Source organism: Pedobacter sp. WC2501 (genome assembly GCF_052682415.1).
Genome location: NZ_JBQZFI010000001.1, coordinates 1,261,493 through 1,275,105, shown reverse-complemented (window position 1 = coordinate 1,275,105; position 13,613 = coordinate 1,261,493). Strand labels below are relative to the sequence as shown.

Genomic DNA, 13,613 nt, shown 5'->3' with positions numbered 1-13,613 from the left:
TTTAATTTTTGATTAATGGTATGTTGGCACTTGTTTCAAATAATGTTTCTAAATGTTCAATGATGTCGAATTTCGGAATTACTTCTGGATAATTACCTTCAGCAATGACTACTTTACTATTTTCTGCTTGATCTATTTTTACTTTATCAACAACTATTTTTTTTGCAAGTCCAATAGATATTGTTACCACGTACTTAGCATTTAAGCCGTCAAAACCAAGTATTGGGCGATAGTATAATCCTTTCTCGTCATATATAATTTTGTGCCCGAATGTAATTGATGCATCTCCGGATGCAGATGCCTCAAAATAAGCATAAGCTTTTACCACAACCATAGATACTTCGCCCTTAATCTTAACACCTACCTTTAGCTCAACTTTAAGTTTTGCTTCGCTGCAAATTTTTAAACGGGAGTCTGAAGGCTTACCAACCGTGTTAAATTTAAAATCAGATTTAATCGTAATATCACTGCTAATAATTAAATCCATGTAAATATTAACATTGGCTTTAAAGCCGATGTTATCATTACCAATATTTATTCCAGTACGCAGCTGTTCCTGAATTTCATTATAAAGTTTTTGCACTCCAGGCGCTGCGGCCCCACCACTTATCAACCCAGAAGCTCCAACAATTATTGCAGCCAGTAAATCTATAGTAACCTCAAGACCAATTAACGGATTTGCATTTAGTGTAATCTTTACATCCGTCCCCACTTCGGGTAAATTGCGGGAATTTAGCACTTTTTTCAAAAACCATTCAGCAGTTAATGAAAGATTAGGGGGCTTAACAGCAATAGATACGGGTACACCAGGTATCGTTTTTTTCACGGCTCCCTTAGTTACACTTGTTACTCCATCTGCGATAGATCCTAAAGATGAAAAAATACTATAAAGTTTTTTGAATTTACCTTCATATTCTGCGTTTAATTCCTCCGTTTCGCCATAAGTTGCTCCAGATTTATCCCATTGAGCCTTTAATCCAAATTTAAAGGTAGCATCCTTTTGTTTCCAACGGCGTTCAGCACCAATTTTTCCAGCCTTACTTTGAAATTCTTTATGCTCGGCTGGCGATAGGTTTTGCCATTTAACACTCAAATCATTGTTCAGGTTGAGCATGAAATCTAAGTTCCACTTTATATCGGGGTAAACCTTTACCTTTACTGTAGGCTGATTACGTACCGAGAAATACCTGCAACTATGGATATGAATTATATAGTCGTTCGCAGAAGCGAACGATCCCAATTCGGTAAGGTTATTCATTGGCCATATATAGTGCAAAGGCATTGGATGATCTTTGCTCATTGATGATATCGCCGGAATGGTAATATTGCCAACATCATCGGTTGTAAGGTTAATATTAGTTGACGTAATTTTTTTAGTATGCTGTGGCCGTTCAAAACATGCTTTTGTATCAAATTTAACAGGATCAATTTTTATACTTCTTGGCGTTGGGCCACCAATGGTTTGATAAATAATTGTTTCAGCATTATGTCCATAATATTCAAATGAAATATCGACCCTTCGATTATTTTTATAGCCTTTCTCATCTTTATATTTAATATTGTCGCGACCCATTTTATCATCCGTGGGATTTACCTCTCCATGCCCTGATGTTTTCATCCTGGACGGATCCAATTTTCCTTTGATAAAAAATTCCCTCACCGTCTTTGCCCTGTTCTCAGACAGGATATTATTATAATTTTGTTTCCCTATAACACAGGCAAAACCATCAAGGTGAATAATACTATGTCTGTGCTCTAAAAGAAACTGAAGAATATTATTTAGCTTTTTTAAACTCTCAGGGGATAATTCAGTACTGTTGAAGTTAAAAATTATCGGTTCAACAACTTTTTCCCTTCTATCTAAAATATTTTTAACACCAGCTCCATTATCAAATACAAGGTTGGTTTTTCCCTCATCAATTATATTAATCTGCTCAAACTTACACAACTCAAACCTTGCTTCATTTTTATCGGGTTGATAAATGGTTACCGGTGTTCTATTTTGTGGTGGTTCTATCACCTCTGATTTGATTTTATTCTTAATTCTTAAAAAACGGGCATGGGCCGAATCGGGTTTTTCTCTGGTATCTTCAATATATTTACCAGTTACCGGATGTACCACACGAACGTAAAATTCCTCCACTTCAGCCCTATCGTTCATAGATTGGTACCAGGTATAGGTATTTGGAATTTTCAAATTAATTTCTCCGTTGATTACACTAACCCTGTAAATCTTACGGGTCACCTCATCGTCTTTTGGCCATAAACCCATGGCCGATCTCAGTCTTCTGAAAACCCGTACTTCTACGTTGTCATAGCCATTTAAACCTTCGGTAAAAAGCCGGAGCCAAATAAGTTCTCCATAAGAAAACTGGTAAGTTTTGCGTACATCAGGTCCACCTTCATTTTGGCTCCATCTGCTGTCTACTATTTTTGCTGGTGATTCGCCCCTGACTTTCAGTCCTGATTTGCCATCAAAGTTTCCACTCCAGCTTGCCTCAACATACCATAAATAGGGACCACAAAGTTTTCTGGGAATTTTAAAGCCATATTTAAAATGGCTTGGGACTGTTTTCTGAAAATCAATAACACCTTTCGGATTAAAAATTGCCCATTTTATATCTTTCTTTTTATCCTGTTCTGTTGTTCCAGCCTCCCATTCGCCAATTTTAAACCAAATATCCTCACTAGGGGCTACTACCATTAGCTGACCGGGTATAGATCCTTTCTTAGCATTATATACTTTACCTTCGCCGGTCCAAACAATTTTCTTTATTCCCTTTGCCATACCTTTATGCTTTAACACTCGCTTCTAAACCATTAAAATTATTTGCAGATTCATCTAAAGATTCTGACATGGGGTTGAGCTGTGATTGTACATCTTTATTTGCATTATCAAAGTTTTGTTTTGAGGCCTCTGCTTTTTGACCGTGTTGAATAATCTCAATGCAATCGGTGCCTCCTATCGGACAGGTAGCTTTACTATCTTCGAGCAAAATTTTCCCTCCGTTTGTCAATACCGTATCTTCATAAAAACCCGACCATTTCGTTACCGTTGCAGTGCAAGGTTTATTGTTCATTTTTGAGCAGGAACCAAACATATTTTTTTCGAAAGTTGCACCAATATCCTTTGTAGTGGCAATCGATTTCTGGCTTCCATCTTTATCGTTGGCGTATTCTTTAGTATGCGTAAGCACCTTTAATTTATCAGGAGCCGATCCAAATTTGCACATACACTGTGCCCCCTGAACTACAATATGTTTCTCTGCCATGTGTTACTTATTTAGTAAACGGTCCCAAAATCCTTTTCTTGATGTTTGCCTATCAATCATCACCATTTCCGTTACCGGCAAACCTTTAACATTGGTATCCAGTTCAAAGTCCTGATCAAATTCTTCTCCACTTTTTGGAATCACCGTAATTTTCACCTTCACTTTTGATACAACTGGCGCACCATAACTAAAATCTGAAACTACGGATATGACTCTTCTGTATTTTGGATGTAAAAGGTAATATCCTTCATAATTACCTATAGCCCTATTTGCAATATATAAATCGTCTTCTAAAGGTTTAATGATACCATTGTGCAATAATTCTATAGCTCCAAAACTATTGGTTTTTCCGCTTAATTTTTCTTCTGTTATATAGCCCTCTACATTAAAACCCTTTGCTATCGGAAATTTATATATCGATTCGGTTGTACGGTGCTGTCCATATTCTTTATAAAGCGGTTTAAAAAAAGTCTGGGTAAACCAATCATTCGAAAATGCAACCTGTATGCTATCCGGATTGTTGAGCAATTTCTCCATTCGTTCGATATAATTTTCAACCAGACTGCCTTCAAAATCATTAAGGATTTTAATTTTTACAGATTGCCATCTTTTTAAGATTTCAGTACAGTTGTAAACAGTTTGAAAACCTCCGTTCTGATCAACAGTAATTACTAACGGATAAAATACCTTTCCAGCAGCATACGCCAAACGATCGGCCACCAGATCGGGTAGGATTTCGTTAACAAATACATCTCCAATCCGATCGATCTGAAATAAAGCCTGTCCCTCTGTCCCAGGCTTTAAACGGGTTACCTGAACTTCGTACTTTACTTCGTTGCTATCTTCTTCGCCCTCGTTAAAAGTGATTAAAACGCCATACTTTACATACCGTTCTGCCAACCAATCTAAACGAAGCGCATTTACACCTGAATAATATATTGTTTTATTTGAAATGTCCATTTTATTGATTGCGCTATCTATTTCACAAAAGGATTATATATATAATATTAGTTTGATATTAATTAACTTTGAAAAACACCATAATACCAATCACCTCCATATCTGAATAACACAGAGACTGTTAATAAAATTAGGAAGTAGAAGATAGATTGTTTAAGAACTTTATATTCTTTCTTTTCATCCAACTTAAAGTAGTAGTAGTTAGAAATTAAGAATAGGACCCCAGAAATTAGTCCCGAGGGAACACCTGCTCCGATCACAACAAACTCACTACCCCAACTGCTACCTTCACATATTGTCCATAGAGAAACACAAAAAAAAACACTAAATAATATAAAAATCAGCCCTCTTAAAATTTTACTTTTTGATACTTGATAAAAAAGAAGAAATGTCCCTAAGCTTAAAATCAATCGGAATGCTATTTTTATAATATAACCCACGGGTGGATAAAAGAATTCAAAATAAATTTCAAAAAGCACCCCAATCAGGAAAAGCACACTACATATTATTAAGTATTTATTCTTGTTGCTCATCTTATTTCTTTTTATAACCTGTATTTACTCCTGAACTAAAAGCTCGCCGTAATCCTTTTTCAATTTTTTAGCCAAAACCAGGTATGGCTTAAACTATGCGACGTCTTTGCCAAGTAGGATATTGAACCAGGTTTTTTATTTCTTCTTCTACGTCCAATGATTCCTCGTGAAGCTCTGGCGAGTGTAGAACCAGCTACATCATCTTCCAAGTTAAGTTTGGTTGTTAAACAAGTAATCCCTTAAACATCTTTTTCGGCCGTAACATTTCCTAATATCTTTTAGCGTACATCTTTATTGTAATATTTCATTATATAGATCATCTATTAATATTTCTTTATTATCTTTAAAAATATCGTCAATACTCACGTTTTCATCCTTAAATGATACTTCAGAAATAGTGGTTATCAAGTAAATGTGTATCCCTTTATTAGCTGCATAATAATTTGCTCATCAGGTATCGGGTAACACCTTTTACCATAATCTTTTCTTTTTAGATTTCGAGTGATATCAGCATATTTTAATATAACTTGAAAAGCATTTTTTGAAGAAGTTTGGTCTTTATAAATATATTCTTCAACTACAATATCATTCTTATTACTTTGTAGATAGTACATTTCGCTTTTAATCACTCCTTTATAAAACGATTTATTACATCCACTTAAATTACCTTTAAAATAATCCTGTTTTTTAGTTTTTACTATTTTAAGTTGGCTCCTTATTTTAAAGTTTTGAAATAAAACCTTAAAATTGAAATTATTTTCACTTATTTTAGGGTTTACTTTTTGTGCACTACACGTATAGTAAGTCACACAGATAAAAATTATTAGAATGTTCTTCATTCTCTTTTAACAATTACAAAAATTAAGCCGCTGAAATACGGTTGGATTTTTTAAGCTTATCACGATGGCTAAATAAATCTTAGTTATTTCATCATAAACTCATAAACAATCTTTGAAGTTTCCAAATCTCTTAATTCATATTTTTTATTTTTAAGTACCAATTCATAGGTTTTCTCTACCGGCAATATCCCATATACCTTTAAATAATATTTTGAATGGGTAATACCACCTTCAAAAATTACTGGGTATGAATAAAATATTTCGTATTTAAAGTCATGCGTATTAGTGCTGCAATATACCTCGTTCGTCCAAGTTGGTTGAGTGGCTACGAGATTAAGTGTATCCTTGGTATTTATATCAATTATTGCTGTTAGCTTCTTATAATCCAATATACTTTTGTTGAGTTTGGAACTTAAATCCGGAATCCCATTATAATCAGCAGCTACCTTTAAAAATGAAATATTTTGCTTTTTAATTTCTGTCGTTATTAATGAATCGTTAACCAGTTTTAAAAGCCCTTCATTTATTGAAGAGTAAATTTTGGGTCCTTCATATCTATATGTAAAATAGAACTGTTTTTTTTCAATGGTCAAAGTTAATGGTAGTATAGGGCTGTTAATTAATGTATCTCCCAGAAGATATTTTTTGAAATTTTGATTAATCCAAATATATGTTGGTTTTGTTTGCTCGTTTGTTATTTTTTTTGTGATTAAAGAATCTTTGGTTACAAATTTTTTAAGCTTTATATCAAGTGTTTCCCTAAAAGTTTCAGTTTTCACACTTTTTTGTATGCATGCAACAAAAAGTGTAAAAACAATGAGTAATTGATATTTTTTTAATAACATTATTCTTTGATTAATTAACTTCCCAAAAAACTATTTCAGTTGCATCAAACATTTGACCATCAAATCCACTAATTAATGTCCTTCCATTCCAAACTTCGATGTGTCTGAATTCGGCTCTTCGTTGCATAGTTCCATTAACTTTTTCTTTAAAATTTTCAAAGTACAAAATGCCTGTTTTATTACTTAATTTATTATAAGCATCCTCTTTTGTTCCATTTAGCTGTACTCTTTTCTCCCAAAAACTCAGCTTGTCAATATGTTTTTTAAGATTATATGCTCCCAATACATGCTTATGGGTACAATATGGATAACCATTAGGGTTAGTATAATTAACTACACCATTCAAAGGAATACCTGAGTTAATTAAAGCCATACTCATTCTAATTGCGCATTGATTGTAATGTCCATCGCTACACGGTTTATTGGAATAAGGCTTTGGATAATTTTTATATATTTTAGAAAATAGTGGCTCTACATAAGTTACACTTATACGACCGCAAAAGACTTTTTCCAATGTGTAAAAAAATAAATCATCATCATCAGCAAAAAAATCGATATAATATTCTTGTTTATCCTTAAGTTTTTCAGCAAATATCTTTAATGTAATTGTAGAATTATAGGCTTGTTTTAGTTTAATCTCGTGCTTGCCATTTTCAATTTTGTTATCTGAGCCAATAAATTTCAAGCCGCTAGACTTTGCCGTTACATATCCTTCATTATCATTTGCCTTTTTGCTTCCTTGTTTCACGTCAACCCGAATAATAATAGTAGATTCACTATGTATAATTTCATCTAAACGTTGGTTTCTTTTATCCTCGTCGATATGGATTGATAATTTTGTAGTCCTAACCTTTGAAGAAACTTTAAGTTTGCACCCAATATAATACTCTTGGGAATGATTTAATGAAACTATTGGTACAAAATCATTATCACTAACTTTAGGAGCATAACTATTAAACCTAATATTTGTCATAATTAACTTGATTTACCGCCTTGACCGACTACTTTTTTATTGCTAACCAGGAAAAGATTATCCTTCACAGCTTCTATATTAATCTTATCCGCAATTTTTTGAATATTATTTCCTACTAAAAGTTTATAATCAGTTTTAACGCGAATACTCATATTTGTGCATTGTTTTTTAATCGCCATAATTTAAAATAATTTTGATTTTTCTGCACTATTCACCTCAACAGTTTTTCCGCTTTGCAAAGTCATATTCTCTTTCTGACTAAATATGGTAATTTCAGCCGCAAGCTCATTAGAGATTTGAGACTGGCGAACAAAGTCTTTAGACACAAATTCTGTTCTTTTATCAGAACTTTCCTTGATATCTCCAGTGGCACTTATATTCATATCATGTCCGGCAGTTTGTATAATATCCTTATTGGCACTTGAGGTAATGTTTTCGCCAGCACTTTCTGCAATATTTTTCCCCACGCTCACATCCATATTTTCCTGTACATTAATCTGCATGTTCTTGCAGTTTAAGGTCATGTTCTCCAAAGCGGTAATAGTAATATTATTGCCCTTTGTGTCAATATGGATAACGTTCTGATGTATATCGGTGAGTTTTATACCCTGTGTTCCATCGCTATCATCAAACTCAAGCAAATGCCCGCTTCTGGTAATGATGCTTTTTAAGTGATTTTTAACCAAAGGACTGCTGTTTACACTCGCACTATGGTAAACACTACCCATTACCACCGGGCGAGCCACATTTCCTTCTTCAAAAGCAATCATTACCTGGTCATCAATCTCTGGGATGGCAAAATAACCACGGTTATTTCCCCTGTCGCCTACACCCGCACTTGGCGTAACCACTCGCAACCACTCGGTCACATCGTTGGTTAAACATTCCCATTTAAATTTCACTTTAATACGGCCCTGCCCCTGTGGATCGTTGTTATCGATCACATCTGCCAGTTGCATATCAGGTTGTGGCTTTTGGAAGTTTTTTACCAGAATGCGCTCGGTAGTAGCTACTTTTCCTTCAAAATTATTGTGGTATTTACCGTTCTCATCAATATGGTGTTTAATGCTTGTAATGAGGAATTTACCCAAGCTTTCTGTCGAAAAAGAAAGTTCTTTTCTTAAACTCATCGTAATTTCGGCAATGCTGCCTATGCTCAAACCGGCATTGTCTCCTCTTGCGGTTACTTTTAAAAGCTCGCTGGTATTGGCCTTTTCTTCGTTTTCGACCAGGCTTTTAATATCGCCATTATTATCTACACGTATTAAAGAGGGCTGGTTGAAGGTTTTACTGAAAGTGAGGTTTGAAGCTTTAATGGCATGTGATAAATCAGGAGTACCATCTACTTTGCCTGTGCTCTCACTCAGCAACATCTCATTTTGTTTTGGATTGTAGGAAAATCGTTTATTTTTAATAGGGGCGATTTCCATTGCATATTGCATTTCCTGAACATCTCTCCCGTAAAATAAACCGATTTCTTTTTGTACATCCGGCTTGCCAAAATTAAGCTGTTTACCATCATAGAAAAACCATTCGTGGTATTCGGCCGAAAGCCGGTTTAAAAAGGCAAAATCACTTTCTCTATATTGAATGATGTAATCAATCGGTGTGGTTCTTGCAGCATTGGCCACTACTTTTAAATCGTTGGCAGGTGTATCCTTTGTTGCTAATTTTACGATCTCATTCAGGTCTTTATCCAAATATGAACCTAAATCTGGTCCGCGATCAATTAAAATGGTCGGACTATACCCGCTTACGATTACAATGCCGTGATAACCATGATTCTGTGATAGTTCGACTTTAGAAATCAGGCCAACAAAGTTTTGCATGCCTTCTGGAGAATGACCAAATGATGCGGTTAAGGTTTTACCCACAAAATCCCGGCTATCGTCCAAACTAATCAGCCCGGGCGCACCCATTTGATCATGGTTAAAACGCAGCTCGAAATAATGGTGTTCGTTAAAAGCCTGTGTGAGGCTGAAGGAAGCAAAGTGGGTAATTTCCTTATCCTCTATATTGATTTCTGCAATGAGTTTCTTTTCCATATTAATTAATCTTTGTCACAAAAATTACCCTAAGCTAAATTCAGTTGCCTAGTTTTTTAATGCATACTTATCTAATAGATATGATTCCATTTTATATAAGGCATGTTCAGATGAGTTTTGTGAATGGGTGCCGAACCAAACATTTTACCAGGGCGGTAATCGTTTTTTACTCTAATATATTTGCTTTGGTTAGACATAATTGAGCTTTAATTGAGATGCCATGTGGATATTCCACAGGACTGAAAAGTATTAATTTTAGATGTTTTTAAGTAGAAAAAAAATAGGAGCTAACTAAAAGCGACCGATATAAACCGGTCGCTTCAGTTTAATTATGTTTGATGGACTAAGCTTTAGGCCAATCATTTTCGTGTTCTGCATTGCCGAGTTTTAGTTTACGGGCAGATACTACGAAACTTAAAGTCATGGGTGTATTGTCATTTACCGCAATACCTTCATTATATTGAATGATGTAACCATCTTCGAAAGACAGTTCCTTCATTTTTGAATCTTCTTCGCCTTTTTTGAAAACCAATGTCCCAGAAAGTGGCTTGTACTGGTTATTAACCATTGATTCGATCACTGAAGTATCTTCAGTTGATTCGATTTCGATGTGGATGGTACCACCATAAACACCTGATGATGGACGGCCTTTGGCGTCAACATCTCTATTTAATGAAAAGCTGCACTGTAGTACATCAAATTCTTTTGATCCTAAGTTTAAACGGGTTTTGAATGCCATTGTAGTAAAGTTTTAATGTGAAAGATAAATTAATTGCGAGGAGCTTGGCGCTAAGCGCATAGGGGTTGGCGTTTATTTTCCTTATACCCTAAACCTTACACCTTCTACCTCTCTCTAGGCTTTTGGCCAATCGTTAACATGCTCTGCGCTTCCTAATTTAAGCTTTCTTGCTGAAATCTGGAATTTGAGTGTCATCGCATGATCGCCAACAATGTTGATCCCTTCGGAATATTTAACAATGTAGCCATCCTCGAAGTTAACTTCTTTCATTTTGGCATCTTCCTCTGTTTTCTTGATCAGAAGGGTTCCCGTAATAGGTTTGTACTGGTTGTTTACCATCGCCTCGATTATTGAGGTGTCTTCGGTTGATTCGATCTCAATGTCGATGGTACCGCCGTAAACTCCGGAAGAAGGTCTTCCTTTAGCATCTACATCGCGGTTTAACGCATAGGCACAGTGAAGTACATCGTACTCCTTGCCCGAAAAATTTAATCTAGCTTTGAAAGCCATAGTTTTAAAATTTAAAGGTTAAAAAATTGATTATTGTAGCTTCTGCTACTCTATTGATTCAACCAAATATCAGGCCAAAATTGGGAATATAACACTCATTAATAAGTGGTAAACAAATGGCAAAAAACAGGAAATTTATGTCTATTGCCTAAAAACGCAGTTATACATTGTGTTTTTGTGGAAAAGATGTGGAAAATCCAAATCTATTTTTAGTGTTACAAATACATTGTAACGCGTAGGCGCACTACAAAACTGTAGCGATTATACACAAAGTGTAGCATTTTAGGACAAGCTGGGTACTAATTCATTAAGATGGCCTGTGAGACACAGGCCATGGTGAATTAAATCAACTGTGATCCAAATTTTTCCATCTTAGCCAGCCATTTTTGACTGTAATGATTTTCAAGCGAATGCAATTCGCCAATTGTATTGGTGAGTACAGGACTCATTCTACATTTCTCAAAAACAACTTTTTTGATGGAAAGGTAAGTTGTTTTCTTATTTGCTTTCCATTCTTTAAAGGTTGCCTCATCTAAAATAGATACAATTCTTCCAGAACGGCCGCTAAAGTTATTATTTACATTTTGCTGCTGCGCAGTAAAAATCTGATCGGGCATAAATAAACGATCGAAAAAGCCTTTAATTTTTGCGGGAATATGATCTACGTATACCGGACAAAAAAGCACAATATGATTACTTTGCCTAATCGCCGTTAAGGCTTTCTGCAAATCGGGTTCTAACTCGGCAATCTGTCTGTTATTAAACAGCTTGTTCGAATTAAATATCAGATCGATAATGGCCAACTCCCTTACGGTAGCACCAACACTTTCTGCCCCTTGCTTATAGGCGTTAATCAGGAAATTTGTAGATGCGTTTTTTTCAATATCCCCATTCAGAATAAGTACTTGCTTCATTTTTTTTGATTAATCTGATCAGGCCGATGCATTACAAAATTATAAAGAATTTGTTAAGTGTTATGCATAAACCCATAAAAAAACCCAACGCTATGGTTGGGTTTTTATTTTCAGCTATCAAAAACTATTGCTGATTATACTCTGAACTCCATGTGGTACTCTCATCCTCACCTTTATGTCCATCCAGTTTTACCACAAAACTTTTGGCCGGAAAATATGGTGTAATGTGGATATCCAGGTGGATTCTGTCTTTTTGTTGTTCATCTCTTTCGAAACGCATGATCTTAAATCTTTCGATCAAACGGTCAGCACCCTGAATACCATCTAAAAATTTCACAATCTGGCCGCGTAAATCCTGTTCTGTTTTAGAAGTCCAGTTTTCGAATGCCCTTCTGTTCAGGAAATCGAATAATACTTTGGTAATGTAATCGAATACACGTACAACCGAATAGGTCTGTAAACCTATGTTATCGCCATTAAATAAGGTTTTGGCAGAAAAAGCCATTACTTTACCATATTCGTTAACCATTGGTACCAAGCCTACTCTCTCCAGATGAGAGATTTCACTTTTCTTTAAATCAAATTTTACACCATCTACTTCATTTATGGCACCATGTTTTTTACCTGCAGTAACCTGCGACATTAAGGTATAGTACATTTTACCTGCAAGTGCAGCTGATCCAGGTACAGTTAAATCGTCTTCCTCGCCCACTTCGGCAACCTTACCGCGGCCAACAAGCCAGTTACAGGTCATAATTACATTCGATCTAAAGGCGTCAGCTCCTGTAAAGTTAGCTGCTGTAAATAGATCAAGTACATCATCAGGCTGATCAAGATCTGCAAAATCGGTTACCAACATGGCTTTGTTGTTGTGTGCAATCTTACCCCATCTTTCTAACACTTTATTTGAACCCATGTAACCTGGCACCACCATTAACGAATAGTTATTACGGAGATCCAAACGGTCGTAATTCTGTTTTAATTCATCATCTACATATTCTATAAAACGAGGATTATCAAGATCTTTGATCTGATCCATTGATGCATTTAAGAGCACTACGTTTTTAAGTTTATCAGATTCGGTATTTTTATAGAACAAATGCACCGAACGGTAAGCCTGCTCCAGTTCTCTGGTGCTTTCCAGCGCTGTACCAATATTTTTATTTAAGTTTTCTTCTGCAGCATTCAGCTTTTCTGTACTTTTTTCAACCATATCAGCCACAGAGGTAGAAGATTCAAGCACATCTATCCAAAGCTGGATTTTCTTTTTCAGTTCTTCGCGCTCTTTCTTCTTTTCATCGCCGGTTAAAAAAATCTGCTTCCGTGCTTTTCTTTCAGGATTTAAATTCTGAAGGCCATCAACTGTCGCTTCTAACAAATCAAAACCGCCAACCCGGGCCAGTTTTTCTAAGTTATCTTTTAGTGATGTTTTTTCTATCGTTTTGCTTTCTGCTGGTTTAAAACCTGCTTCGGACGTATTTTGGTCTGCTTTTAATTCTTGAGGGTTTGACATGTTTTTTCAGCGTTTAGATTATTTATTCTGCTCCAATTCATCAACAAAGTTCTTTAAAGCATTGATGAAGGCCGATTTAGTTTCTTCATCATCAAGTGTAGCCTTTAAGGTTTTGTTCGATTTTAATTGTTTAATGACATTAAGCGACATTTCTTTCTCAATATTCACATTGGTGAGGTAGTTACTTTGGTTGATGATGTTTTTCACACCAAAATCGCCCAGATCTTTAAAGTTTATGGTTTCGCCAACGGTAGAACCGTCCTGCTTTTCGAAAGCGACCCTTACATTTGGTTTATAATGTTCGAATACATCCTTTACTGTTTTTAATCCTTCAACTTTTTCAGGTTTTATCGGATCGTTATCGGTAAGTTTTTGTACAAAAAGTGTTTTGTTGTGGGCAATTTCTGCGAAAGCTTCTGAGGTGTCAATTTTCCGCTCGTTACCACCAATTTCATAATTAAACATAGTAT

The 13,613-nt window shown here is 35.4% G+C and carries 14 protein-coding genes; all 14 read right to left on the bottom strand.

The genetic code is table 11. The features are described from left to right. Position 1: 1 nt before the first annotated feature. The 14 genes from ACUN24_RS05480 to ACUN24_RS05415 all read right to left on the bottom strand — a co-directional run bounded on the left by ACUN24_RS05480 (position 2) and on the right by ACUN24_RS05415 (position 13,608). Positions 2-2,788 carry an OmpA family protein gene (locus tag ACUN24_RS05480; RefSeq protein WP_445561590.1) on the bottom strand — a complete coding sequence of 929 codons (2,787 nt, stop codon included), beginning with the start codon at positions 2,786-2,788 and terminating at the stop codon, positions 2-4. A 4-nt stretch (positions 2,789-2,792) separates the two neighbouring features. Then, entirely contained in the window at positions 2,793-3,272 is a 480-nt protein-coding gene (locus ACUN24_RS05475) for a DUF4280 domain-containing protein (protein ID WP_445561589.1), read from the bottom strand. Between the two features lie 3 nt (positions 3,273-3,275). Then, entirely contained in the window at positions 3,276-4,232 is a 957-nt protein-coding gene (locus tag ACUN24_RS05470) for a hypothetical protein (protein ID WP_445561588.1), read from the bottom strand. Between the two features lie 62 nt (positions 4,233-4,294). Further along, positions 4,295-4,765: a hypothetical protein gene (locus ACUN24_RS05465; RefSeq protein WP_445561587.1), complete on the bottom strand. Its 471-nt coding sequence runs from the start codon at positions 4,763-4,765 to the stop codon at positions 4,295-4,297. A 404-nt stretch (positions 4,766-5,169) separates the two neighbouring features. Next, positions 5,170-5,604: a hypothetical protein gene (locus ACUN24_RS05460; RefSeq protein ID WP_445561586.1), complete on the bottom strand. Its 435-nt coding sequence runs from the start codon at positions 5,602-5,604 to the stop codon at positions 5,170-5,172. Positions 5,605-5,687: 83 nt separating this feature from the next. After that, on the bottom strand, positions 5,688-6,449 hold the full coding sequence (locus ACUN24_RS05455; RefSeq protein WP_445561585.1) for a hypothetical protein: 762 nt from the start codon (positions 6,447-6,449) through the stop codon (positions 5,688-5,690). A 10-nt stretch (positions 6,450-6,459) separates the two neighbouring features. Then, positions 6,460-7,422, bottom strand: a complete 963-nt coding sequence (locus ACUN24_RS05450; protein WP_445561584.1) for a T6SS effector amidase Tae4 family protein — start codon at positions 7,420-7,422, stop codon at positions 6,460-6,462. A gap of 2 nt (positions 7,423-7,424) precedes the next feature. Continuing rightward, entirely contained in the window at positions 7,425-7,601 is a 177-nt protein-coding gene (locus tag ACUN24_RS05445) for a hypothetical protein (protein ID WP_445561583.1), read from the bottom strand. Between the two features lie 3 nt (positions 7,602-7,604). Continuing rightward, complete coding sequence (locus ACUN24_RS05440) at positions 7,605-9,467, bottom strand: type VI secretion system Vgr family protein (protein ID WP_445561582.1); 1,863 nt, start codon at positions 9,465-9,467, stop codon at positions 7,605-7,607. Between the two features lie 343 nt (positions 9,468-9,810). Next, a complete protein-coding gene (tssD, locus tag ACUN24_RS05435; protein ID WP_025145659.1) occupies positions 9,811-10,206 on the bottom strand; it encodes a type VI secretion system tube protein TssD in 396 nt (131 codons plus the stop codon). A gap of 114 nt (positions 10,207-10,320) precedes the next feature. After that, complete coding sequence (gene tssD, locus ACUN24_RS05430; protein WP_445561581.1) at positions 10,321-10,716, bottom strand: type VI secretion system tube protein TssD; 396 nt, start codon at positions 10,714-10,716, stop codon at positions 10,321-10,323. A 341-nt stretch (positions 10,717-11,057) separates the two neighbouring features. Then, positions 11,058-11,630 carry an NAD(P)H-dependent oxidoreductase gene (locus tag ACUN24_RS05425; RefSeq protein WP_445561580.1) on the bottom strand — a complete coding sequence of 191 codons (573 nt, stop codon included), beginning with the start codon at positions 11,628-11,630 and terminating at the stop codon, positions 11,058-11,060. A 124-nt stretch (positions 11,631-11,754) separates the two neighbouring features. Beyond that, a complete protein-coding gene (locus ACUN24_RS05420; protein ID WP_445561579.1) occupies positions 11,755-13,143 on the bottom strand; it encodes a DUF5458 family protein in 1,389 nt (462 codons plus the stop codon). Positions 13,144-13,161: 18 nt separating this feature from the next. Beyond that, the gene (locus ACUN24_RS05415) at positions 13,162-13,608 is read right to left on the bottom strand and encodes a hypothetical protein (RefSeq protein WP_445561578.1); all 447 of its coding nucleotides are present in this window, start codon (positions 13,606-13,608) and stop codon (positions 13,162-13,164) included. Positions 13,609-13,613: the final 5 nt, after the last annotated feature.

Bases quoted from the DNA above. Each gene is read 5' to 3' on its own strand.
- ACUN24_RS05480 (WP_445561590.1), bottom strand. From the start codon at position 2,788: ATGGCAAAGGGAATAAAGAAAATTGTTTGGACCGGCGAAGGTAAAGTA.
- ACUN24_RS05475 (WP_445561589.1), bottom strand. From the start codon at position 3,272: ATGGCAGAGAAACATATTGTAGTTCAGGGGGCACAGTGTATGTGCAAA.
- ACUN24_RS05470 (WP_445561588.1), bottom strand. From the start codon at position 4,232: ATGGACATTTCAAATAAAACAATATATTATTCAGGTGTAAATGCGCTT.
- ACUN24_RS05465 (WP_445561587.1), bottom strand. From the start codon at position 4,765: ATGAGCAACAAGAATAAATACTTAATAATATGTAGTGTGCTTTTCCTG.
- ACUN24_RS05460 (WP_445561586.1), bottom strand. From the start codon at position 5,604: ATGAAGAACATTCTAATAATTTTTATCTGTGTGACTTACTATACGTGT.
- ACUN24_RS05455 (WP_445561585.1), bottom strand. From the start codon at position 6,449: ATGTTATTAAAAAAATATCAATTACTCATTGTTTTTACACTTTTTGTT.
- ACUN24_RS05450 (WP_445561584.1), bottom strand. From the start codon at position 7,422: ATGACAAATATTAGGTTTAATAGTTATGCTCCTAAAGTTAGTGATAAT.
- ACUN24_RS05445 (WP_445561583.1), bottom strand. From the start codon at position 7,601: ATGGCGATTAAAAAACAATGCACAAATATGAGTATTCGCGTTAAAACT.
- ACUN24_RS05440 (WP_445561582.1), bottom strand. From the start codon at position 9,467: ATGGAAAAGAAACTCATTGCAGAAATCAATATAGAGGATAAGGAAATT.
- tssD (WP_025145659.1), bottom strand. From the start codon at position 10,206: ATGGCATTCAAAACCCGTTTAAACTTAGGATCAAAAGAATTTGATGTA.
- tssD (WP_445561581.1), bottom strand. From the start codon at position 10,716: ATGGCTTTCAAAGCTAGATTAAATTTTTCGGGCAAGGAGTACGATGTA.
- ACUN24_RS05425 (WP_445561580.1), bottom strand. From the start codon at position 11,630: ATGAAGCAAGTACTTATTCTGAATGGGGATATTGAAAAAAACGCATCT.
- ACUN24_RS05420 (WP_445561579.1), bottom strand. From the start codon at position 13,143: ATGTCAAACCCTCAAGAATTAAAAGCAGACCAAAATACGTCCGAAGCA.
- ACUN24_RS05415 (WP_445561578.1), bottom strand. From the start codon at position 13,608: ATGTTTAATTATGAAATTGGTGGTAACGAGCGGAAAATTGACACCTCA.